Here is a 24,174-nt window from a genome sequence, read left to right as displayed (position 1 = left end):
TTTAAACAACTTATTTTATCAAATAAAAAAATTATTATCCCACTACATATAAGTCCCAAAACTATACCACCTAAAATATCTGTAGGATAATGCACAGATAAATATAATCTTGAAAAAGCTATCAGAGATGCTAAACTGAAAAATTCAAATGCATAATTTTTCAAATATCTTGCTAGTACTCCTGCAACTGCAAATGAGGAAGTAGTGTGCCCTGACGGAAATGAATAAGATAAAGGTTTTGGAATTAAAAGGTTAATTGATGCTATAGTTGCTGATGGACGTATACGCTTAACAACATTTTTTAATACTACGTCTCCTAAAATTGTGCTTAGTATTAAAGCTGCTAAAGCCATAAAACCTATCCTCCTATATTTTTCGCTAATCATCAGTGCCGCTATTATCATAATCCAAACGATACCCCCATTACCTAAGTATGTTGATATAACCATTATTTTATCCATAATAGGTCCATGCATATTATCTTTTATATATAATAATATTGAACTATCAAATTTCTGTATTAAAGATATCATTGTCCTTAGTGCCCCCTAACTAATAATAATAATAATATAAGATATAAATTACTACATATAGAATATAATATATTTCTTAAAAACAGATTAAAAAAGTATTAGATTTAGCTTAAGAATTGTAATTATAATAGCTTATATATAACAAAACATATTTCATTTTCTTATGCATAATACATGGTATAAGTAGTATAATTAACTAAATGTTTATGGAGTTATGAAATGTATATAATTTTTTTAATAAATAAAAAAAGGAGAAATAATTAAAATGATAATAATATTATTAATATTCTTTGGGTTGTGTATTTGGGGTATAGTCCCAAAATCAAAAAAGGAAAACAGTGAGAGGGAATCAGAATGTCCAAGATGTGGCTCAACTTCTATTAGTATACAAAAACGATTTGAATTATTAAAGAAAGTCTCTAGCGGTGGAGCATTATCAGGAGGATTTGATTTCTTACCAGATGGAAATCATAGAGTATGCATGAAATGTGGTAAGAAATTTAAGGTATAGATTAAATTCTATATCTTTTTATATTTTGTTGAGAACATATAAGAAGAGTTCATGTTTTATCCCTAAGTCGTCACAAGTCCCCCTGTTGCAAATATATTGCAACACTTTCCTATGTATTTTTTGATTGCCTCGTTGTCCATAATTATTAACTCCTTTATCTTCTTAATTTTAAAAATGATATAATTAACGGCATACACAAAATAGATTTATTTAATTATATCATTTTTTCTTCGTAACATTTTGTGACGTTCTTAAGTTCTATAATATTCATCTATTATCCCCTCTTTATAACCTTAATAATATTCCTTTTTTCAATTTTTTTAATACTTATGGCTGAAATTATTATATCCATAACTAATGCCCCCATAAAAATGCTCCAACTATTGTCAGGTTTTACACCATTTTTGGAGATTATAAAAATGGCTATTATAATCCAGGAGTATAACATTTTCAAATAATAGTCTCTGTACTTATCATAATGTTTGTATCCATGAAAAGTCTTAATAGCTAATAATTGTTTATTTTCTTCAAAGTAATTAAATGTATTTTGCAGTATAATCAAAATAATAATTACTATACACAACAGAATCACAACTGAAATTACAAAAAGTTTTTGTTTTAATTCATAAATTTTAAGTGATACTTCATCATATACAGAATAGACATTAACTAATTTATTATAAATTCCTAATTCCTTCGCTTTATTCTTAAATGTCCCTTGAGGATTATCTCTATTAGTACTTTTAAATTTAAATGGATCCCCTTCTTCTCCAGCTACCTTAGCATAATCATTCAAATCTCCATTACTTTTTGTTATTACCATTAAAAGTGGATCTGTTACCATATTTCCATATTTAGAGTTTACATCTATATCATAAGAAAACAACTTTTGATTATCTTTGCTCCATATGATTTTTATATCATTTTCTAAATATGAGAAGTAATTTTTTATTTCTTTTTCTGATTTTATATATTTATGTGGAATAATTATTATGCTGTCTCTTTCTGATTCTAAAATACTTATTTTTTTATTTTTACTATCATAAAAGTTATTATTTATTAAGTAATTAGGATTAACAGTTGCAACTGCTTTAACCTGCTTAGGTATATCCGCATTTTTATTCATTTCCATTCTTTGTTGACTAAAGGCCTTAAAATCCGCTAATATACCACCTTTATCATTTAAATAAAGATATAATTTTTTCAATTTCAAATTAAATGCTTCTGATTGGAGTTCGGCATAGTCGATTGGTTTAAGACCACCTATAAATGCATAGTCCTTTGTTTTTTCCCATTGTTCAAAAGAAGTATTATAAAATGATTTAATTGAATCATATTCCTTTAATGATATTGATGATACTAATATAAAAGTAATTAGCAATATAGTCTTTAAAATAATATTAAAAGTCACAATTGCCTTCATGTTCTTTTTATTTTTTATCATATTAGAAATGGTAATCTTAGATATGTATATATATGGAACGGATAAAAACATAAATGACATTATTAATTGAATGATTAAGCTCATACAAACTTTAAATATAAATGAATTTAAATAATTAGAGTATCCCTTTAACATAATAATAAACAGTGAAATATCTATAATTACATTTATTATTAATTGCAATTTTATTAAGTCTACAATATCTTTAATCCAGATATCTATGGTTGTAAAACCCAACATTTTCTTTATCCCAAACTCTTTATAAGAGTTTAGTAATTTATAAAAAATAATTAAAATTAGAATAACATACATTATGATTATTACGATATAAGCTTGCAATGAATTAACACTTTCACTTACATCTATATCTTTTTTTATTACATCAACTTTAAGATTTACCGTAAGTTCATCTATAAACTTATCAATATTATTGGGATTTTTCAAATTCACTATGTAATCGCCACTAAAAGACTTTTTATTAACAGCACTTTCCAATGTAGTAATTACCATTTTATCATTAGACCTAAAATCATAAATTGTACCTATTTGATTTTTATTTCCTGTTTCAAATGTTGCCACTAAGCTATTCACATTTTTATTGTTTTGAGCTATCATTTTGCCATGTATTAACTTGAATTTTCCAAAAAAATAATCTTCATTACAATAAACATATTTAGTTAAAATAGATTCATCTTTAACTAAATATATTGTAGAGTGATAGATAGACGCATTGTATTTATTGGCAACTTTAACGAGAGTTTTATAAGTTTTCTCTGATGAAGCAGTGTTAATTTTATTTGATATTGTTATATTATAACTTTTATCATTAATCTCTGCATTTTTTATATTATTAAATTCAACTATATCTTGAATATTTAACAATATGAAAAATGAGCTTATTGAAATAATTGACAAGATTATTGCAAATGTTTTTTCCAATGTAATCTCTCCTTAAATAAAAGTGGCTGTCTCAAAATAGAAAGTAATTTCTATTGCGAGACAGCCCCTTAAGCCGTTTTTATAACAAAAGCCAATAACTCCATTAATATTTATTCCTTATTTGATTACGGGTGTGGCATAAACTATTTGCTTTTAGCACTATATTCTAAATACTTAAGTGTTATCCCTTTGTTGCTATTATCTTACAAAAAAGTAGAATGAAATACAATGAAAAAAGCATGAACGGTCATTTTTCGAACATGAAAAGTCATTCAAATCCTAAATAGTATTTATATGAAAGTAACTGCTTATGACAGAAAATGTACGTTTCACGTAATTTGTATTGTTTTTTTTAAAAAAATCAGTAAAATTTCAATAAAGGGGGACAGAATTTATAACGCGGTTAATTTCAATTTTAACTTTGTTCATGGAATTGAAGCTACAAGTCTTAGAGTTCGTATTGATAAAATTCTAAATTTTAAGGAGTGATTTTATGAGAATTTTTGAAGTACTGACAATTGTTTTTTTAGTTATTACCATTATCAATCTTGTTTTTATAAAGTATAAAAAATTAAGAATTACATTACCTATACTAGCGGTTCTATCATGCACATTAAGCTTGATTTTTGAGGGGTATAGACTACAAATGGTTCCAGCATATTTTTTATCTATAGTTTTACTTGTTGTATGTATTATTAATACATATTCAAGAATTTCTAAAGTGAAAAAGGTATTTAAAATAGTAGGAATTACTTTTCTTATGATGTCATTAATAATATCAATTGTATTTCCAATGCTGTTTCCTGTAATAAATCTTCCTAAGCCAGATGGGGAATATTCCGTTGGAACGAGGATTATGGCTTTTACTGACAAATCTAGAAAAGGCATTTTTACAAACGCTGACACACCTAGGGAACTTGCAGTACAAGTTTGGTATCCAACCAATGGAGTAAAAGGTAAAAAAGTTCAGCCTTACATTTCAGACAGTAAGGTTAGCACATATATGTGCAAAAGTTTAGGATATCCCAACCTATTGAATCAGTTTGAATTAATTAAAACAAACAGTTTTCTTAATACAGGGATTTACAATAAAAAAGAAAAGTATCCAGTAATAGTTTTTTCACACGGATATGGTGGGTTTAGTGGACAAAATACAATACAAATGGAGGAATTGGCTAGTCATGGATATGTAGTATTCAGCATATCACATACCTATGAAGCTTTTTCTAGTACATTTCCGCAAGGGAAAATCGTACCTTTCAACGATAAACAAATGAAAAGATGGGGTGATGAAAATAGCAATGTATCAAAACAATTTAAAGGAGATAAAACAAGTAATGAATTTCAGAAATATATGACAAAAAATTCTAAACTAGCAGAAAAGAGTGTACATATATGGAGTGATGATACTAGCTTTGTTGTTGATGAGATAGAAAAGCTTAATAATGGAGAAATTAAGAGTATATTCAATGATAAATTGGATATATCAAATTTGGGAATATTCGGTCATTCATTTGGTGGGTCTACAGCAGGACAAGCAAGCCTTACAGATAATAGATTTAAAGCATTTATTAATATGGATGGCCCCGCAAATGGTGATACTGTAAACAATAAAGTTAAGCAGCCTTTTATGTTTTTAACTAAAGGAAATATTAAAAACTATATAGACCCAGGATACTCTAAAGATCAAAAAAACTATCTTATTGTATCAATAAACGGAACAAAACATCTTGATTTTACAGATCAGACTGTTATCATGCCCTCTGAAAAATTAATCTCACTATTAGGTACTATTAATGGAAATAGGCAGGAACAAATTATGAATGATTATATACTTTCATTTTTTGACAAGCACCTTAAGGGAATGAAGGAGCCTTTAATTGATCAAAAGCTTTCTAAATATCCTGAAGTTAGTTTACAATCAAGATAATACTATATATTGATGATAAGGGGATGAGTTTTGTGGATATGTTAGAAAAATATAGAATAATTAGGAAAAGGCTTGAATTTACAGCAGGCATGATTTCCTTGATAATCGGTTTGGAAATAAGCTCTTATTTAGGAATTTACGGCAAGAAATTTATTTCATTAGATACTGCATTATGCTTTGTTATTATAGCAGTCCTTTCTCTTGTATTAGGCAATATCTCTATAAAAATTGCAGATAATTGGTATCATAAAAACATGAATAAGTAGAAATTTATTATCAAAATATCCATTATATGATGTTTTTATCATTAATGGTTATTTTTTCTAATGCCAGAAACTGCTGCTACTAATGAAAAAATAATAGCTAATGAACCAAAAATAATTACCATTAAATCTTGACTTTCTTTTGCTATATTCCAATTCATAAATTGGAAAATTGGCACAATCACTTTTGTTAAAATAAGAAATACAATTGCTATAATTAAATATCTAAGTTTGTATAGCATGTGTAGTGAACCCCTTTCCTCATTTTGCGGATACTATCCCTTATATTTCAATTTTTAAAGTCTTTATTTTTCTGATGCATAATTGCCTATAAAATATAAAGCGATTCCAACAATAATGACTAAAATTATATTTACTCTAAATACTAATATTCCCCCTAAAAACATCATGCAAGCAATAAATATACTAAACCATAGACATCCTATTACCCAAAGTTTAAAAAACTCTTTTAGTTTACTAACCTTAACTAGTTCCTTAAAACAGCTTTTTTTGATATAAGTCATAATAGCAATAATAGTAATCCCTATAATAAAAACTTGAGAGATTATTCCTAAATTAAAGTTTAGATAGAAAGTGAGATTATTAACACCATACTTTGAAATTATACTTAAACTTTGTGTAATATAATTAATAATTGATAACATTGTTATGATCATACCTATGTACATAACATATTCGCTACATAGTGATGAGTAATTATAGCTTGATTTGAAGGTATCTACTATTTCTTCACAGTAATGCTTAATATCTGTTGTCCCTAGTACAGTTTCAATTCTTACACCTTGTTGCTCTGCATTTAAAAAACTGTCTAGTATCTGTTGAAGAAATTCTTCAGCATCTCTTGTTTTTATATTTGATGTTCTTACATAGACTACAATGTCATCAAATACACCTTTGTTTTCTAAAGATAAGTTTTCAGATGCTTTATTTAATTGCATTATTAATGATTTTGTTTTAATCATTTAGATCATCCCCCAATATCTTATTAACTGATTTTGAAATTTTACCCCAGGAGTTACAAAAATCTAAAAATTCATCTTCCCCTAATTTGGTAAGCGAATAATATTTTCGTTTTGGTCCTAGAGGTGAGTCCCTGCTTATTGAGGACAATAAACCATTTTTCTCCAACCTAATTAGCAAAGGATATAAAGTTCCTTCAGATAAGTCATCAAAACCATTGATTTTTAGTGAACTATATAATTCATATCCATAGGTTTCTTTTTTTAAAATTATTTTTAATATGCAACCTTCTAAAATTCCTTTTAATAATTGAGAAGAATTTGCCATTTTATATCACCTACCTTGTAATGTAACCTAGTAGCTATATTGTATTGCAACTATGTTGCTATGTCAAGTACCTAAATTTCAATATATATTATTTCAGGCAAAAATTTGATATACTTAGGAGGGTGAACATGAGTTTTAAAAAAGATTTAAATAACATTCATGACAAAAGTTATAAAGATTTATTTTCTACTAATGATGCTTTTTTATCCTTTGTTAACACCTCTATTCAGGGATATAAATGCCATGGAGTTTTTGGAAAGATTGAAAATATAGTAATTAATTTTAATAATCTAAGTTTTGAGGAAAAATTTATTAAAGATTTTATGTTACATACTTACTAATTCATCAGCATTTTATATATTCCAAAACAATACTGTATATATTGGCTCCTATTCTTATCAAACTTAAATCCTTGCTTTTCAAATTCTTGCAACAAGAATCTATCAACACCATAAGGACTTTGAAGTTTCTTAATAAGATTCATACTCATCACCACTTTTATAAATTCTTGTGCTTGCATGTTTTTTGACATATATCCTCTTATCATTCCTGTTGTATTCATTAATAATCACTCCCTCGAATTTGTTTCAAAACAAAAAAATCTTCTTACCATAAGATAAGAAGAACGATGAATATCTATATTTCTCTTCACCTCCTTATCGTGTTTTAGCTGAACCACCTTACATATAAATACTATATCCTGTGATAAAAAATTGATTTTTGTCTGTAGATTTAATATACTACTTATATTATTGTTTAATTTATTTTAAATAATATTTAATTAAAGAGGGGGTACAAAAGATGAGTAATTTTGATGAATTTATCATAATTGATAAGAAAGAATTAAAAAAATGGAGAATCATTGGTGTAATTGTATACATGATTTGGTTTTTCTTTGGTGGAGAAATAATAGAAGGTATAGGTTTTTCTATTGAAGGGATTGGTTTTATAATATATGTTATTTCATACTACATCCCTTATTTCTTTTTAGAACGTATATTATATAGACCAACCTTTTTTGAAAAAATTTATGGTGTAAAATGGAGTAAAGAATCAGAGGCTCGTATTCATAGCAAATAGATATATTTCACTTTTTATATGAAAATCATGGTAATTATAGTATAATTAACTATTGACCGAATAAAATCTATGCTAAATTAAAGGAGCGAAATGCAAATGCAAAAAATGATTTGTGATAATGAGATATTAAATTCGTTTATTAATGTGTTAACTTATTTGCCATGTTTTTTTGACGATGATGTATCTTTTGCCATAACAGATACAGAAACATTTTTAAAAGTACAGAATAATTCAAACTTGAATTTGAGATCAGAGGAAGGTGATAAAATACCTGAAGGTGGAGCAATTCTTCTGGCTATGAAAACTGATAAAATACTTATTAAAAATGTGCCAAAAGAGGTATATGGTATTCCATTTAGATCATATGCAATTCCTATTCATAATGAACATAATAAAGTTGATGGATGCGTTGTTATGGGGAAAAGTTTAATAAAGACAAATGAATTAATAAATATTTCTCAAACTTTATCCTCAGCACTTAGTCAAATATCAATTGCCATTAATGATCTTTCAACAGGAGTACAAAATGTAGTTACCATGAATGATGATATATCTTCAAAAGTCCAAGAGGCTAATGATAACTCAAAGAATACAGATGAAATTCTTAAATTTATTCAAACAATATCATCTAAAACAAATATGTTAGGGTTAAATGCTGCAATTGAAGCTGCAAGAGCTGGGGAAGCCGGAAGAGGATTTAAAGTAGTCGCAACAGAGATTAGAAAATTGTCAACATCAACCAGTGAATCAGTTAAAAAGGTAGATGATGTATTGAAGAACATTGGTGCTTCTATAAAAAACATAAATGAAAAAATAAGTAAATCTACTAGTATATTTGAGGGTCAAGTAGCAACACTTCAAGAAATAGCCGCATCCCTTGAGGAATTAAATTCAACAGCTCAAATGATGGAAAATATATCCGGAAAAATTTGATTTTAAAACTACATAGGAGAACAAGGTAGTAAGATAGTAAGTAATCCATGAGATATTATCTCATGGGTGATAAGGAGATGAATTTTGTGGATAAATGGTATCATAAAAATATGCTTAAACCATAGGTTAATTTCTTATATCCTATCTAAGATAAAGATAGTATTTTAGTTTTATACCTCTTCCCAATTATCTGCAATGTACCATACACCATTTTTATTTTTAATAATAAATGTATTTATAATATCATGTGAACCACTCTTTGGACCTATTTGTATATTTTGCAAATCCATTATTTTAAGCGAATAAATCATTTTAACATAGACTACACCATTTTTATATCTTCTTGAATCTTCCTTTAAAGTGAAATCTATTTTATAAGGTTTTTTTCTATTTAAGTCTTCATATTGATATATATTTATCCTTTTAAAAACTTGCGGTGACATATGTTTAGACAATTCATTGGTATATCCCTGCCTTGTCAAAAATCCTTCCTTTACTACTGCATACGTATCTGTACTTGAAAACCATCGAGGTGTAAATTTGGTGTAGGCATAGGAACTTACAATACATAGGCATAGTACAATTCCTATACTTAATATTATATTTTTTTTACTGGTTTTTTTTACTTTATCAAACATATATGTCTCCCTTTTATTGTAATTTAAAAGATTCTATATAATATAATGTTTCTTTTATATGTTATTTATAACATAATTTCCAATTAAAAGGAAGGTAAATATTCTGAGAATTGACTAATCCATGGTTGTTTTCAGACTTAATCTAAGTTCTTATGAATATTTAATCCTGTTGGACAAACTTCTAAGTCTAAAAGTTTATCATAAGTTTTTTATAATTCTACAAAGCCCTAATATCCTTAGCTATTTCATTAAAACAATCTTCTGCTTGAGGATAAATACCACATTTATCTATAAAAGCATGGTCTATGCCGTTATATCTTATATTTCTTGCATCTACCCCTGCATCAATTAGTTTCTTAACATAAACTTCACCCTGTACTCTTAGAAAGTCATACTCAGCATTTATTACTAATGTCTTTGGTAAATTACTAAAATCTTTTTCAAGTAATGGTGAAATATAAATATTTTTACCTTCAGTATATAGATCTTCAACCATACTATCATCTCTTAATTCAAGTACAGCTTTCTTTATTATTTCATCATTATTTTTTATATTGTATTGTGAAATTTGCCAATTATATTCCTCACCTTTATTATTTGTAAGTATAACTACAGGATAAATTAACGCTTGATATTTTATCATATTTGTTTTTTCATTTCTATCTTTTAAAGAACATACCGCTGCAAAATTACCTCCAGCACTATCTCCTGATACACATATTTTTTCTTTATATATATTTAATTTTCCTGAATTATTATATGCATATTTGACAGCATCAAAACAATCAATAACTCCCTTTGGAAATGGGTTTTCTGGTGCTAACCTATAATCTACTGATATTACTACAGCATTTGCTTTATCTGCAATTGCTTTGCAAGGGTTTTCTACAACATCTAATGTGCCTCCAACAAATCCACCACCATGGAAGAATATGACGCATGGAACTTTTCCCTCATTTTCTAGTGGAGTGTATATTCTTATTGGTATATCTCCATTTTCCCCTTTTATAGTTCTATATTCTGTTCCAATTTCTCTAGTTGTTATATCTTTGTTATCCCAGCCCATACTTTGCCTTATTTCCCCTACTTGATAACCATTAAAAACAAAGTTATCCTTTTCTTTGTCTTTCTTAACTTCAGGTTCTGTTAATATTTTATATACTCTTGGATCCATTACACCATCCTCATCCAAATCAGGTATCTGTTTTATGGTTATATCTATTCCATTAGCTTTTTCTATTATAGTTTTGTTTTTTAATATTTCTACTAAGTCTGAATATTTATTGTTTTTCATATTTATATTTTCCTCCAATAATTTAGATTTAATTTATGAAACTGTTTCCGGCTATTATTATAAATCTATTTTTAATTATAGTATCGTTTTTTTATGACTAAAATAAGGATAATTTCTAACCTAAGTTTTAATTATGTTAAATCTCTTGCTTGTATTATTTTCTTTTATCGTTTATTATAATTTTCATAAACGATAAATATTAAACAAGAATAAAAGCTTCCAATTATTCCTGTTTTATGATTATGTGGAGAGTGATTTAATGGATTACATACATGAGATAGTAAAAATTGAAGAACAAATGCCTATTAAAATTTATATACAAAAGCTAAGTACTTTTTTTATCGAAAAACATTGGCATTCTGATGTTGAATTAACTTATATAATATCAGGAAAAATTGATATGGTTAATATTGATGGTGTTAAATATACTGCAAAAAAAGATGACATTTTTCTCATAAATTCAAATACCATTCACTCTTTTTTCGTTGCACATGTTGAAACCAAAACAGTTACTCTTTTAATACCTTATGAATTTATTAAAAAAACATATCCAGAAATCGGAACAAAATTTTTCAATTGCATGTGTTTTTCTAATGCTAATAATGAAAAAAAGTTTCCATTTGATGATTTAAGAACTATCTTAGACCAAATAACTGAGTTTTATGATAAAGAACAATTATTTTGGAATATAAAGTTAACTAGTTTATCTTATGAATTAATATACTTTTTATTAAAAAACTTCACCCAAAATAGAACTGAATCAGAAATCATCACTAATAATGAAAATTTAGAAAAAATATCTATTATTTGTAATTACATAAAAAATCACTATAAAAAATCATTATCTGTTAATAAAATAGCTAGTATATACAGCTATTCTCCTGAATATTTATGTAGATATTTTAAAAAACATATGGGTATGACTATCCACAAATATATTGATACTATTCGTTTAATGAATTCCCATCGTGATTTGTTAAATACAGATTATTCAATTACTCGCATTGCTCTTGAGAATGGCTTTCCAAATGAAAAATCATTTACAAGGGTATTTAAATCAATTTATGAAGAAACTCCAGATAAGTATAGAAAAAAACTTCTCAATAAAAATTGTTTAGAATCTCAAAAATAAATAATAGTCGTTTAGCATATAATAATTATCGCTTTGTGCGTAATTTCAAAGGAGGTTACCAATTAACAATAATTAATAACCTTCCTTTGGAGTATATTTTATCTATTAAAAGTAGTCTACATCCAAATTTTGTCCATTTCTTCTAGTGATTTATTTTTTGTTTCAGGAACTTTTAACCATACGTAAAAGAAAGAAACAATACACATAATTCCAAAAACGGCAAAAGCTGCTCCAGCACCAAAATTAGATAAAATAATTGGGAATAATTGAGAAATCAGCCAGTTTGCTACCCACATACAAAATGTTGCAATAGCCATGGCTCTTCCACGAACCTTATTTGGAAAAATTTCGCCTAATATAACCCATACAACAGGTCCCATAGAAGCATTAAATAAAAACAAATATACTATAATAAAACCACTTGTTAATATTCCTAAATTCAAATTGAAATATATTGAAGCACCAACAAGTCCTTGCATACAAGCCATTCCTAAACTACCGCCCATTAAGAGCTTTTTACGACCAAGCTTATCAACAAGCCACATAGAACATATTACACCCAGTATAGCTGAAATACCTATGAAAGAAATAGTAACTGTTCCTAGGTCTCCTTTTGCACCAGCTGCTTTAAATACTTGTGGTGCATAGTAAATGATTACATTGATACCAACTAATTGTTGAAGCACAGCTAATGTAATACCTACTTTAAGCGCTTTTTTTACTTTAGATGACTTAAAATCAGCCCATGTATTTTTTTCATTAACTTTAATTGAATTTTCAATATTAATGACTTCTTTATTAGCTTCCACAGTTCCATTAATTTTTTCTAAAATGATTCTTGCTTCTTCTCTTCTACCTTTACTTATAAGCCATCTTGGGCTTTCAGGTATAGGTAATAAAACAAGAATATACAATAAGGCAGGTACACCACCTAGAGCTAAAATTACACGCCATCCAGTAGCAATTTTCCATGCAGGATCTGCACCATTCATTATGCCAGCATTAACAAAGTAGACAGTTATAATACCAATACCACAAGCAAATTGATAAGCTGAACTTAAGCGTCCTCTCATATGAGCAGGGGCAACTTCAGAAATATAAGCAACCGATAATACTGAAGCCATTCCGATGCCTAATCCACCGACTAAACGTGATATTATAATAGTTGTAACATTAGGCGAAAGAGCTTGAGCAATTGATGCTACTACAAATAGTAATGCTGAAATTTCTAATACCTTTTTACGCCCTATCCAATCACTAAAAGATCCCGAAATTAATACCCCAATAGCTCCACCAATTAAAATACTTGAAACGACAAATCCAACCATCGCACTACCAAATTGAAATTTTCCTTGAATTGAATCAATTGCACCTGATATAAGAGCTGAATCATATCCATATAGCACCCCTCCAAAGGCTGCAGCTATAGCTATAAATACAATGAAACCAATGGATCCTTTTTCTTTTTCGACTTTACTCATAATTAATTATCCCCCTTAATTTTTATAGCATTAATTTTATACCACCTCTTTCATTTTTAGTAAACAGTTTCAACTAAATCTTATTCGTTTTAGCTGAAACTGTTTACAAGTATTATTATATATACATCTAGGATACTAGTATCGTTATTTTTTGACTAAAACACGGTCTATTTCTAACATGTTTTTTAGTTTTTTTGTAAGCAACGCTACAAATATATTCTAGCAAATATAAAAGAACAAGATTATATACATAATAAAATAATATTCTCATGTTTTTATTTCGTAATAATCACTATAAAAGACACACCACTATCTTCATTTTGAGCCTTTATACTGCCATTGTACATACTTACTATTCTTTTTACAATATCCAGACCCAAGCCAAAGTTGCCTTCATTGCCCTTGTTAAAAGCCCAAAATATATTTTCAAGCCTATCATCAGGAATTTTTTCACCATCATTATATATAGAAATATACTGCCGTTTATCGTCTTCATATATATTTATCCTAATTAGGTTTTTTGCATACCTTAATCCATTTTCTATTATATTTTCAAAAACCACAGTCCATTGCTCTTCATCACCAGTTACTTTAATATTTTCAATTTCAATCTCAAATTTAATACCTTTCTTATTATAAAAAAAGCTTTCAATAATTCCTTCCACTAAATCCTTGATATTTGTTTTTTTGAATTCATTCTTATACTTAGACATATACTTGATTTTGGTTAAATAAAGTAGACCATTTACCCTCTTTTGCATTTTTTGGGTTTCATAATCAATAACTTTCATGGTACTTTTCAGATCTCCCTTTGGGTAAATTCCGTCTTCTACGGCATGCGCATAGCTCCTTATTACCATTAAAGGTGTCTTTAAATCGTGGGATGTCTTCTGTAGCATCGTCTGTTCATATTCATCCTGCTTAACAAGTTCTTTTCTCATATCCTCAATGGATTTTGAGAGTTCACCAATTTCATCATTTCTGTCTATGTCAATACTTTCATGCCACTGTCTTATACCTATTTTTTTTACCTTGCCTTGCAATTCCCTTAGAGGTAGCACCAGCTTTTGAGCCATATATTTTGCGCCTATAAGACATATGATTAATGCAATAATCATTACAGAGAATAGCCTACCTATTAAACTCGTATACAAGGAATTTCTGTAAGTATCCCACATATAGGATATTTCGAAATTCCCTTTTTTATTGATCCCGGTTGACCGCATTACATATAGTATTCTGCCAGAACTTGTGCTTTGAACATATCTTTGAGTGGTATTAGTTTGGCTCTTCACTTGTTTTTTTAATTTCTTAAGGAAAGACTCTGCTTCAATATTATCTGGTGTAATTTTTTGTATTTTCACTATATTTGCTTCAGAGTTATTATAATTTAATTTCATGTGTTTTACAGCACGGATGTCATTACTTACTGTAGCCGTATTCTCCTCTTCATTAAGGTCATACATACCTGTACTCTTTTGGATTAAGTTCTCTTGAGCCGTTTCAATAGTTTTATATATCTCATTGGTAAAGAAGGATCTTATTGTTAATGAAAAATATACTGATAATAAAACGAACACAATTATAATTACTAATGTGAATATAATCCATATCTGTGTAGCCAGGGGGCGATTCTTTAGTTTCTTCATAATAAGTCCTTTCTAACAGGATAGCCTGTATCCATGTCCATATATGGTCTCTACCTTTAATTTAGGAATTTTTTTTCTAAGTCTCCTGACCAAATCATCAACTACTCTGTCACTTCCAAAATAGTTATCTCCCCATAGGTCGTTAATTATCTGCGCCCTTGTGACTGCTCCACCTTTCTTATTTATTAAAAGTAGTAACAGATCGAATTCCCCTGAGGTCATAGATACTACTTCATCATTAAACTTTACTAATCTTCTCTCTATATCAATAGTATAACCTTCAATAATTAAAACTTGCTTAACCTTATCATTGTTATAAACTCGATCTAACAATTTTTGTACTCTTATAACAAGTTCTCTTGGCATGAATGGCTTTGCGAGATAATCATCACTGCCCATTTCAAGGCCAATAATTCTATCGATATCTTGATCTCTTGCGGATATAAATATAACAGGAACATCTTTATTTTTTTCCTTTATTTCTTTTAGTAACTGAAATCCATCTATATCAGGAAGCGTAATATCTAGAACCCATAAGTCGACGTTGTTATCTATGGCATTCCTTGCGGATTGTCCATTTAGAAAAGTGGTAACCTGTAAGCCCTCATTTTGAAGATAAGATTTCAATATATCGTTTAAGTTTTCTTCGTCCTCTACCAGATGTATTTTATAACTCATAGCTTTATAAACATCTCCTTTTAATCAATTACCTTCTACAAGTATACCAAATAAAACCTTTTAAATACTAATCACGTATAATATGTGTATGATTCACACAATTCCACATAATCATTTAACTGTTATACCATATTTTGAGTATATAATTAATCTTATAAACAAATATATTAAATATTGGAGGAATGAATATTATGATAAAAAAACACATATTAGGTGCATTAGCACTATCAATGTTAATACCCCTTAGTGTAGGTGCTCAAACATTAACAACTAAATCAAATACTAAGGCGACAACAACTGCAACTCAAAAAGATCCGGCTAGAGTCCCTTATGCAAGTCAAATAAAATTAGGAAAACAAACTATTAAAACTAACAATAAAACTAATCAGACAATTAAAGCTGCTATAAAAGGGAAGCTTGTTCAAGTTAGAACGTTAATAGCACAAGATAAGACTAACAAAACTTTAAAAACTAAAAAAGACGCTTTAAAAGCTCAACGAGCTCTTATAAAAGCTGACAAAACTGCATTAAAAGGTATCAATGTAAAATTAGTTGCTGATAAAAAAATTGCTAAAACTGATGTAACCAACAAAAATTATGCAGCTTTAGTAAGCGACCTTAATAATATAGCTTCACTACAAACAAGTGAAACACCAATATTACAAAAATTAAGTTCTGATTTAGATACATTAATAAGTTCATTAAGCAAATAATAGAAATTAAATTCAGTTCTAGATCAATCAGCCATAAAAAGCCTAGCAATTACGCTAGACTTTTTATTTTTTGTACTGTTATTTTATAAAAATTAAAGTGATTATAACCCAAGTACCAATTGAGTTATATTCAGATTGAGACTATTTCCTATTTTAAAGAGTAATACATATAATATATTTATGGAGAAACAGCAACAAAATTGGCACCCTATCACTATGCTACCTATGATGTCTACAATGATAACTGGTCAACTACAAGAAGCTAAAGCTCAATATGAAAATCTTTTGAAGGCACAATCTAAACCATATGTTTAGAATCATACATAATAAAGCTCGCGTTTTCATCAAATCATCTCCTGCGGAGCTGCAATATTAACGACTTTAAATTTATTTATTAGCCCAAAATTTATGAGCAGCTGTTTTATGAGAAAACCGTTAGCTGTTACATTAAACCTCTAAATTAAAAATAGCTACTACACTATCTTTATTTCCAAGGAAAGAAAACAGGGTTGTACTATCAAAATTCACTATACTAACTATATAACTAAATCAATAATTTATTAATTATTTAAAATTATTATGAAACATACAAATACAAAGATACAAAAAAATATTAAGTTCGTTCTAAGCTATATATAGGTTGTTAAGCATTTAGTTAAATTTAACTAAGCAATTGTAGACTTGAATAGATCTGTTTATATGATATATTGCGGATCATGAATGTAATATATTTAATCATAATCACTGTAGGAATTGTTACCCCTCGGAAAAAGAGTAATTATTTTTTTTGCTTTGGACTAGTTTACTGAAAGAATTGCAATGAAGAGAAGAATGAACGGAATGGAGATTCTTTGATGTCCAGGCAGATAACTTTTGTAATCACATCGATGGTGTAGATTTATCTTATTTAAAATACATTCAATATAACAAGTCAACACGTTATGTTACATTGAAAATGAATTTTTTAAGGAATAGTCAATAGCCCCAATGTGAATGTAGCTCAATTACTATTGTGTTACTTTCACTATTTTTTGGTGTTGTAGTATATTTCACAGATGTCCACTATCCCAACTCTTATGAAAAAGGTTTATAACCGTTTTGTTACAATAGTTCCCACCCCAATTAACATAAATAATACCGTCAAATATACCATTAACATACCAGTTTCAATAGAATGAACACCCATTGCATATAAGATTAGTAAAGCAGCCGCACTACCAAAGAGAACAACATAAAGTGCAATCATAAAATATCGCTGTATAAGTATTACAGTTCGTTCATCCACATCTGGTACATTACCATTTTTATTTTTATTTTTATTTTTATTCCAATTAAATAAAAGTGAATATATGACAATTCCTAGGACTGTACCAACCGTGAGAACAATGGCACTATAGTAGCTATATTCGTCAGCTTCTTTCCCCGAAATATATACACCTATTAAAATACATCCAATTATAAAAGCCCAAACAACGATTTGTAACTTTTGTTTTTTCATAGTTTATTCCTCCTCTTTTGCTTTCTCTAGATAAAACAATTTCTCAATTGGCACATCAAAATACTGTATTAATTTTAGTGCTAACTCCAAACTTGGATTATACTTATTCTTTTCAATTGCATTGATCGTTTGCCGTGTGACTTGTAGATCTTCTGCCATCTTAATTTGTGTTATTACCCTTTTTTGACGGATTTCCCGAATATGATTTATTACTTTCATTAGTAACCCTCCAATCAACAAGTAAAGATATCTTTACTTGCATTATAAATAAAGCATACCCGAATGTAAAGATATATTTACACTAAAGTACGCTTTTTTATTCCAAAAATAAAATTGTGCTATGTGATTTATTATTTTCTAAAATAGATTATATTAACAACAATTTATAAATGTGATATAGCCTTAAAGTGAAAGTAACTCAATTGGTATTGTGTTACTTTCAGAATATCAATACACATAATAAAGTAAACCCATATTTCTTGAATTACACTTGGAACATGTTTTTGTGTTTTTCATATTACACCTCACTTTCTATTAGATCTATAAATTATTGCACCGTTATATTATACAAGAATCAAACCAATAATTATAAAATGAATAAAAAAACGTCAAAAGTTCGTATTTTATTAACGTAAAGTTCGTTTATTTTATAGTGAGGTCATGAAAGTTAGGTATATAGCCAAAGTTCGTTTTGGGGATATTTAACGAACTTTATAAATAAGTATGTTTTTCACATATATATTTCAATTAATAATGTTTAGCTAGTATAATGCCAGTATTTACTGGCTATGCTATGATTATCAGATGTAATATGCAATCACTTGTTTAAAAAGTAGTAGGCTATATCCTTACTATTTTTTTTTATTTTCTTTATATTATGTAACATTCAAATTTTGAATTAATAATAATTACCCCTACAATTTCCAGTAGATTATATAAGAAAGATCACAGTATAATTATCTTATTATGAAAAAAAATAGGGGGGTGAATTATGTTTGGAAATAAAGAAAGCAAGGAATATAAGTAAACTAAAGAAATGCAAAAGTTTATGGAAATATATCAGTTAGAAGATTTAGAAGATAAAGATTTAATCGTTTTGAAAAGAATAGCTAATGATTTAGCTGGTAATAACTTTTTTAAAGTTGGGATGGCATTAAGTTTTGCGAAAGCTGATGATCAGGCTAAAGTAACTTATTTGTCAGCACAGGTTGAATAAAACTGGATGATAATAAGACAACTAGGGCGATTAAATAAAAATATAGAAAAATTGCTAAATAAGTAAAATTCACCTTTGTATTTAAAAACTAGTCCCCAAAAGGGAGCAAATAGATCTATTAAATGAATTAAAAAAGTTAATACATCACCGAAACGTGATTATAATGGGGGAATCGTTTAATGCAAAGCAAGTTCGAACAACTTTATGATACGTACTATGATTGCGTATACAGATATATTTTTGTTTCTGTGAAAAACAAACGGAATGCAGAAGATATAATAGCTACTGTATTCACCAAAATATTTGAAAATGAAGATAAGATTATTGAAGTAGAAACAAGTAAAAATTGGGTTTTTCATATTGCTTATAATACTATATTAGATTTTCATAGGAAAAACAGTAAAGTAATCTATATTGAAAACTTTTTAGATATAAGAAGTGAGAATTTTGGATATGAAGGGATAGTTAGTTCATAAATTTTGAACGATATGCCCAAACCCTTTAATGATGCCTATTCTGAATAGATTGGAAGTTCTAAAAGATTTAAATTCTTACATAAACAATAAAAAAGTTATGGAGAAACAAAAATAAAAGGAGCTTGATAAATTGGTAGCCCAATATATGCGTAAAAAATACAATAAGATTTGGAAAAATAAAATGTCGTGAAAATAGACTTCCACGTCATTTGTTATGTGCTCTTATCTAGCCTATACCATCATTCATGCTATTTTGATATGCAATAAGGCTCTATTTTAATGCATAAAAGGTGTCTAATTGAAAATATGCACCCTCTTTATGCATTATTTATCATTCTATAATTTTAATAAAATCGTTATTTTATTAAAATCAAGTTAGTATAATTGTAATTTTTATTTTATTCTTTTTTTAGAAAACAATAATTCTTTTTCTTAATAGAATCTCATCTACTAATTCTTTATATTTCAAATACATGAACTATCTCATAAATGAATATCTGAAAGTTCCACTTTTATGTTTTCATTTTTACTTGACATTTTTTTATTATGTGTTAAATTTTCATGAGACACATTTCTTGAAGGAAGCTTTACTATAAACTTACTTCCATTCCCAACTTCACTTTCAGCATAGATGTGTCCACAATGTAATTCCACAATTGACTTAACTAAACTTAGTCCTATACCTGTGCCTTCTGCATTTCTTGATAGTGATTTATCTACCTGTTTAAATCTATCAAATATTGTACCCAAGTTTTTTTCTTCAATGCCAATGCCATTATCCTCTACTGATATTTCAACAAATTTATCCTTATCTTTAATATTAACAAATATTTTATCACCTTTATCTGAGAATTTTATCGCATTTGATATAAGATTTAATACTACTCTCTCAATTTTCTCTGGATCACAAGCAATTATTTTTTCTTCTGTATCAGTATCAAAAATAATATTTAGCCCTTTAATTTCAGTAAGATTAGTTACAGACATAACGGTATCTTCTACTACTTCGACTATATTGTTATTTGATAAGTGCAATTCAAAGAATCCTGTTTCAATTTTCGATGAATCAACTATGTTACTAATAAGTTTGGATAATCTATAGCAATTTTGTTTCATTGAGCCAATATAATTAATAATTGAGCTCTTCATTTTGTCTAATGAACCATTACTACAGTATATACTAAATAATTGAACTGTCGCAGACAAAATATTTAGAGGTGTTTTAAGTTCATGAGATATATTAACAATAAATTCTTCCTGGGATTTCAATGCTTTCTTCATAATTATATTAGAATTTACTTCAGTTTGGAGGCGCTCCTTGGTAAATTTTAATTCTTCTTCAAGTTGTATAATTATTTCATTCGTTTCTCTTTCTAAATAATTTTTTCTGTAATTGAAATTTACAGCTGGCATTATATCTTTCATGATGCATATCTCCTTTTGTATTAATATTCTTTATATTTATTCAATCATGTTACATTTAGTTTGTAAGCTTTACTTTTATCTACAATTAAAATTTTTTCATAACATTCCATTTTTTATATTTAAATTTAACTTTTGAGTTTATTTTTGTTTTAGAATAGATAATGATAATTGAACATGCTATGATTATATCAGCTCTAATTATCGTTATTGGCTATTATTCGCATTTTTTTCAAAAAAACTTGTATATATTTAATACATTTTAAGAGAAGAAAGGATGTGTCATTGTAATATGTATAAATTTACACTTAAACTACAAGAAGTTAGGAAGCGCATGTGTATGACACAAAAAAGATTAGCGTTTATAGCGAGTGTGTCTCAAAGCCATATTAGTGAGTTAGAGAGAGGTCACGAAAGCCCAACATTAAAAACTGTAGAAAATCTAGCTGATGCACTTAAAACACACCCATATGATTTATTAGAAGTAGATACCTTTAAAAATAAAAAACACTACATCAAATAATTTGGATATAACAGTGTTTATATTTTCTTCTAAATATTTTTATATTTTCTAATAATGGAAGCATTTTGAAAACGTTATATTTGGACACCAAAAAGGTGAGTAAGAAGTGAACTAGAGTATAAGCAAATTGGGACTAAAATCAAAAGTGGCATACAATATAACGAAAATTATATTGTATGCCCTTGATTATGTTGTATTTCTTCTAGCTATGATATGCTTATATTAAATTTCTCGTTGCACCTTCACAACACCCTTAATCCTTCTTTTAAAACATTTAATATATCAGTATTCATATTCATTAGCTCCTTTCTCCCTCATTTGCTTTTTACATTCATTTAGAACCTCTCTAAGCCACTTTAAAGAATCCAAGCTATAATGGTTTACTCTTGGATTACCATCGAAGACATAGCGAGTAGGATTGCGTTAAGCGGAATCCGAAACCCTTATACGAGCGTTACATGCTAACTGGCGTTCAGATATCTAATTTTTTTAAATTCATTTCTAAGATTCTCAACATCAAATAAAGTGTTTAGTTTAACAAAACTAAGCTTCTAAATACAAATTTCAATTTAAATTAAATTTATAATATCCTAAAAAAAATCAATATTTTTCCATCAATTGAGTGTTTATTATTATCATAAACTCACTCTTAAAAAGTGTCCCAGAGGTCACAAAACCAATGTACTATATTTGTAATATATTAGATAAAACAATGCATTCAAATGTACAATAAGAAAAAAGACTTTAGTTTAAATCTACTATAAGTCTTTATATATCAAAGCTTTATGCTGTTTTTACGAATGTAAGGTTTTAATCAAAATCGTACATTCGTTTGTGACATAATTAAAGAATGCTACGAACGATTTTTATTGTAACATTCTTATAATTTCTTTATCCTAATATCGTGTTAATTAATTCATTTTTCGGTTGTTTAACAATGAGATGTGTTGAGGTCCATATTTCTCCATTACCAACTATAAATACTCTATCAAAAAACTTTTTTAACTTTGAAAAAGATAAACAACTCTCTATTTCGGCTAATGTCCAACCTGATAACGGTACTCCAAATAACCCATTATTTTTATTACATTCCGATAATAAATACATAACAAGTTTATCATTAATAAAATCCTCTATTTTATCTAAATGTTCATCTACTATTATCTCAAATGCTGTTGCTAATTGCAGATTTAAAGAACTAAACATCTTATTATTAATCCTAAATATAGCTTTTAGACTGTTATCTATTTTATCTTCTTTATATAATTTCTCATATGTTAAATTCGCTTCTTCAAGTAATGTACTTGCCCAGATACCAATAAATTTTTTATCATATACAAAAGCCCTAACATTTTTAAAAATACTTGGAAGCAACCTGACTGTTGGTATATTTATAAACTCTGTAAAATTCATTCCTACTTTAAAATATAATGTTATTGGCATATTTTTAATGCCATGATGATAAACTATACCAGTTAAAACCTGTATCAAATTATTTGTTGTAAGGATTTCCCTGCAATCCAGTTTCTCAATGTATTTAAGTGATGATACTCTTTGGAAATCATACGTGGATTCAAAGCCATTATTTATATTAGTTTGTACTTTTAACTCTTCTAACTCAACTTTTTTCAACATAAATCTGATACTCCTTTATTATTGCATTTAGGTTAAAATATATTTTTTAAAATTTTTAATGTTGCGTATTATTCATTTATTTCGTCACAAGTCCCCCCCTATCTAATGATATTGAGGTACTTGCTTTAAGTTCATATTAATATTCTTTAATCGTTGTGAATATACTTTATTTTTTAAATTATGGTATTATTAAAAGGAAGATATATCAGAGGTGCATCCGCTGGTGGCTATGCAGCCCTTCACAATGCATTTCGATATCAACATATGTTTTTAAAAGTATGAGGTCAGTATCACCACCAGTTGTGGTTTTATACTGAATGCCAGTTTTCGTACCAGCATATCCCTTTTCTATCATTTTATTTTCAAAGCCCTGGCGAACCAGAGCAAAAGATTCTATAAGCGTATAGATGCCAATAAAAATTTAAATATATTAAAATATAAGCCCATAAGTCCTATACCAGCAATATTACCACTGATACTCCCACACCTCAAGGAATGGGGTTCTTAGATACGTTAACTTCTCAAATACTCTCATCTATTAAGGATCTAATAAATTACACATATAAGAACTCATTAATTTCTCTAAAACTTTTACTACCAATCACTCTAATGAATGAATTAACGATAGTCCAAGGCTCATATCAAAACCTTTTATTTGCTTCTAAATACCCATACTACTTATCAAATTAATACTACTCTGTATTTTTAATATTTCTTTATCATGAAGTTTTCTAAAATTATCGAACTGCTTAAAACATAATTCTTTGTCTATTTCTTCTAAATTATCTTTTACATTCATTATTAAAAAGCTTGAATACAAATCTCTCTGTATTTTAAATTCTCCAAAATCATTCCATCTTTCAGATAATTTCTTTTTT

At 27.8% G+C, this 24,174-nt stretch carries 27 protein-coding genes and 2 pseudogenes; 13 read left to right on the top strand and 16 right to left on the bottom strand.

Annotated elements, in window-relative coordinates; all coding sequences use genetic code 11:
- The coding region (locus tag KPL44_RS23360) for a phosphatase PAP2 family protein (RefSeq protein WP_216255505.1) at positions 1–533 on the bottom strand (533 nt) is incomplete at its 3' end.
- Between the two features lie 265 nt (positions 534–798).
- Between KPL44_RS23360 and KPL44_RS23355 the strand changes: the two genes are divergently transcribed.
- Positions 799–1,044, top strand: a complete 246-nt coding sequence (locus KPL44_RS23355; RefSeq protein WP_216255504.1) for a hypothetical protein — start codon at positions 799–801, stop codon at positions 1,042–1,044.
- A 274-nt stretch (positions 1,045–1,318) separates the two neighbouring features.
- Here KPL44_RS23355 and KPL44_RS23350 read toward each other — a convergent pair whose 3' ends face one another.
- Entirely contained in the window at positions 1,319–3,427 is a 2,109-nt protein-coding gene (locus KPL44_RS23350) for a DUF1430 domain-containing protein (RefSeq protein ID WP_216255502.1), read from the bottom strand.
- Positions 3,428–3,920: 493 nt separating this feature from the next.
- Here KPL44_RS23350 and KPL44_RS23345 point away from each other — a divergent pair, with 493 nt between their 5' ends.
- Positions 3,921–5,357, top strand: a complete 1,437-nt coding sequence (locus KPL44_RS23345; RefSeq protein WP_216255500.1) for an alpha/beta hydrolase family protein — start codon at positions 3,921–3,923, stop codon at positions 5,355–5,357.
- 32 nt (positions 5,358–5,389) lie between these two features.
- On the top strand, positions 5,390–5,623 hold the full coding sequence (locus KPL44_RS23340; RefSeq protein ID WP_216255497.1) for a hypothetical protein: 234 nt from the start codon (positions 5,390–5,392) through the stop codon (positions 5,621–5,623).
- Between the two features lie 41 nt (positions 5,624–5,664).
- Here the strand turns inward: KPL44_RS23340 and KPL44_RS23335 are convergent, their stop codons facing one another.
- The 3 genes from KPL44_RS23335 to KPL44_RS23325 all read right to left on the bottom strand — a co-directional run bounded on the left by KPL44_RS23335 (position 5,665) and on the right by KPL44_RS23325 (position 6,928).
- Positions 5,665–5,862, bottom strand: coding sequence for a hypothetical protein (locus tag KPL44_RS23335; RefSeq protein WP_216255494.1), 198 nt, complete (start codon positions 5,860–5,862; stop codon positions 5,665–5,667).
- 63 nt (positions 5,863–5,925) lie between these two features.
- Positions 5,926–6,603: a hypothetical protein gene (locus KPL44_RS23330; RefSeq protein WP_216255492.1), complete on the bottom strand. Its 678-nt coding sequence runs from the start codon at positions 6,601–6,603 to the stop codon at positions 5,926–5,928.
- Complete coding sequence (locus KPL44_RS23325; protein WP_216255489.1) at positions 6,596–6,928, bottom strand: PadR family transcriptional regulator; 333 nt, start codon at positions 6,926–6,928, stop codon at positions 6,596–6,598. The genes KPL44_RS23330 and KPL44_RS23325 overlap by 8 nt, the downstream gene beginning before the upstream one ends.
- A 128-nt stretch (positions 6,929–7,056) precedes the next feature.
- On the opposite strand from KPL44_RS23325, the gene KPL44_RS23320 reads away from it, so the two are divergent.
- Positions 7,057–7,269 carry a hypothetical protein gene (locus tag KPL44_RS23320; RefSeq protein WP_216255486.1) on the top strand — a complete coding sequence of 71 codons (213 nt, stop codon included), beginning with the start codon at positions 7,057–7,059 and terminating at the stop codon, positions 7,267–7,269.
- Here the strand turns inward: KPL44_RS23320 and KPL44_RS23315 are convergent.
- Complete coding sequence (locus KPL44_RS23315; RefSeq protein ID WP_216255484.1) at positions 7,266–7,490, bottom strand: hypothetical protein; 225 nt, start codon at positions 7,488–7,490, stop codon at positions 7,266–7,268. The genes KPL44_RS23320 and KPL44_RS23315 overlap by 4 nt on opposite strands.
- Before the next feature lie 239 nt (positions 7,491–7,729).
- Between KPL44_RS23315 and KPL44_RS23310 the strand changes: the two genes are divergently transcribed.
- Complete coding sequence (locus KPL44_RS23310; protein ID WP_216255482.1) at positions 7,730–8,008, top strand: hypothetical protein; 279 nt, start codon at positions 7,730–7,732, stop codon at positions 8,006–8,008.
- A 96-nt stretch (positions 8,009–8,104) separates the two neighbouring features.
- Positions 8,105–8,941: a methyl-accepting chemotaxis protein gene (locus KPL44_RS23305; protein ID WP_216255481.1), complete on the top strand. Its 837-nt coding sequence runs from the start codon at positions 8,105–8,107 to the stop codon at positions 8,939–8,941.
- Positions 8,942–9,111: 170 nt separating this feature from the next.
- Here the strand turns inward: KPL44_RS23305 and KPL44_RS23300 are convergent, their stop codons facing one another.
- Positions 9,112–9,579, bottom strand: coding sequence for a hypothetical protein (locus KPL44_RS23300; protein ID WP_216255479.1), 468 nt, complete (start codon positions 9,577–9,579; stop codon positions 9,112–9,114).
- Between the two features lie 217 nt (positions 9,580–9,796).
- On the bottom strand, positions 9,797–10,873 hold the full coding sequence (locus tag KPL44_RS23295; protein WP_216255477.1) for an alpha/beta hydrolase: 1,077 nt from the start codon (positions 10,871–10,873) through the stop codon (positions 9,797–9,799).
- Between the two features lie 259 nt (positions 10,874–11,132).
- Here KPL44_RS23295 and KPL44_RS23290 point away from each other — a divergent pair, with 259 nt between their 5' ends.
- Positions 11,133–12,005, top strand: a complete 873-nt coding sequence (locus tag KPL44_RS23290; protein WP_216255475.1) for an AraC family transcriptional regulator — start codon at positions 11,133–11,135, stop codon at positions 12,003–12,005.
- A 116-nt stretch (positions 12,006–12,121) separates the two neighbouring features.
- On the opposite strand, the gene KPL44_RS23285 is transcribed toward KPL44_RS23290, so the two are convergent.
- The 3 genes from KPL44_RS23285 to KPL44_RS23275 all read right to left on the bottom strand — a co-directional run bounded on the left by KPL44_RS23285 (position 12,122) and on the right by KPL44_RS23275 (position 15,813).
- Positions 12,122–13,486 (bottom strand): sugar porter family MFS transporter, encoded by a 1,365-nt coding sequence (locus KPL44_RS23285; protein WP_216255473.1) that lies wholly within the window; start codon positions 13,484–13,486, stop codon positions 12,122–12,124.
- Between the two features lie 275 nt (positions 13,487–13,761).
- On the bottom strand, positions 13,762–15,135 hold the full coding sequence (locus tag KPL44_RS23280; RefSeq protein WP_216255471.1) for a HAMP domain-containing sensor histidine kinase: 1,374 nt from the start codon (positions 15,133–15,135) through the stop codon (positions 13,762–13,764).
- A 12-nt stretch (positions 15,136–15,147) separates the two neighbouring features.
- Positions 15,148–15,813 carry a response regulator transcription factor gene (locus KPL44_RS23275; RefSeq protein WP_216255468.1) on the bottom strand — a complete coding sequence of 222 codons (666 nt, stop codon included), beginning with the start codon at positions 15,811–15,813 and terminating at the stop codon, positions 15,148–15,150.
- A 191-nt stretch (positions 15,814–16,004) separates the two neighbouring features.
- Between KPL44_RS23275 and KPL44_RS23270 the strand changes: the two genes are divergently transcribed.
- Positions 16,005–16,526: a hypothetical protein gene (locus KPL44_RS23270; RefSeq protein WP_216255466.1), complete on the top strand. Its 522-nt coding sequence runs from the start codon at positions 16,005–16,007 to the stop codon at positions 16,524–16,526.
- Between the two features lie 180 nt (positions 16,527–16,706).
- A complete protein-coding gene (locus KPL44_RS25960) occupies positions 16,707–16,841 on the top strand; it encodes a hypothetical protein (RefSeq protein WP_301182997.1) in 135 nt (44 codons plus the stop codon).
- 772 nt (positions 16,842–17,613) lie between these two features.
- Here KPL44_RS25960 and KPL44_RS23265 read toward each other — a convergent pair.
- Positions 17,614–18,024 carry a hypothetical protein gene (locus KPL44_RS23265; RefSeq protein WP_216255464.1) on the bottom strand — a complete coding sequence of 137 codons (411 nt, stop codon included), beginning with the start codon at positions 18,022–18,024 and terminating at the stop codon, positions 17,614–17,616.
- A gap of 3 nt (positions 18,025–18,027) precedes the next feature.
- Positions 18,028–18,243, bottom strand: a complete 216-nt coding sequence (locus KPL44_RS23260) for a helix-turn-helix transcriptional regulator (RefSeq protein ID WP_216255462.1) — start codon at positions 18,241–18,243, stop codon at positions 18,028–18,030.
- Positions 18,244–19,060: 817 nt separating this feature from the next.
- Between KPL44_RS23260 and KPL44_RS23255 the strand changes: the two genes are divergently transcribed.
- Both KPL44_RS23255 and KPL44_RS23250 read left to right on the top strand, forming a co-directional pair.
- Complete coding sequence (locus tag KPL44_RS23255) at positions 19,061–19,240, top strand: hypothetical protein (protein ID WP_216255460.1); 180 nt, start codon at positions 19,061–19,063, stop codon at positions 19,238–19,240.
- Positions 19,241–19,419: 179 nt separating this feature from the next.
- On the top strand, positions 19,420–19,716 hold the full coding sequence (locus KPL44_RS23250) for an RNA polymerase sigma factor (protein WP_216255458.1): 297 nt from the start codon (positions 19,420–19,422) through the stop codon (positions 19,714–19,716).
- A gap of 483 nt (positions 19,717–20,199) precedes the next feature.
- Here the strand turns inward: KPL44_RS23250 and KPL44_RS23245 are convergent, their stop codons facing one another.
- Positions 20,200–21,141, bottom strand: coding sequence for a sensor histidine kinase (locus tag KPL44_RS23245; RefSeq protein ID WP_216255456.1), 942 nt, complete (start codon positions 21,139–21,141; stop codon positions 20,200–20,202).
- A 274-nt stretch (positions 21,142–21,415) separates the two neighbouring features.
- Between KPL44_RS23245 and KPL44_RS23240 the strand changes: the two genes are divergently transcribed.
- Positions 21,416–21,661 carry a helix-turn-helix domain-containing protein gene (locus KPL44_RS23240; protein WP_367302969.1) on the top strand — a complete coding sequence of 82 codons (246 nt, stop codon included), beginning with the start codon at positions 21,416–21,418 and terminating at the stop codon, positions 21,659–21,661.
- A gap of 891 nt (positions 21,662–22,552) precedes the next feature.
- On the opposite strand, the gene KPL44_RS23235 is transcribed toward KPL44_RS23240, so the two are convergent.
- The gene (locus tag KPL44_RS23235) at positions 22,553–23,296 is read right to left on the bottom strand and encodes a hypothetical protein (RefSeq protein WP_216255451.1); all 744 of its coding nucleotides are present in this window, start codon (positions 23,294–23,296) and stop codon (positions 22,553–22,555) included.
- A 192-nt stretch (positions 23,297–23,488) separates the two neighbouring features.
- Here KPL44_RS23235 and KPL44_RS25620 point away from each other — a divergent pair.
- A pseudogene (locus KPL44_RS25620) lies at positions 23,489–23,575 on the top strand (alpha/beta hydrolase); the annotation flags it as partial.
- Between the two features lie 382 nt (positions 23,576–23,957).
- Here the strand turns inward: KPL44_RS25620 and KPL44_RS23230 are convergent.
- Positions 23,958–24,174, bottom strand: a pseudogene (locus KPL44_RS23230) (transposase); the annotation flags it as partial.

Source organism: Clostridium sp. DSM 17811, from assembly GCF_018861905.1.
Lineage (GTDB): Bacteria > Bacillota > Clostridia > Clostridiales > Clostridiaceae > Clostridium_AD > Clostridium_AD frigoriphilum.
This window is presented reverse-complemented; position numbering and strand designations above follow the sequence as displayed.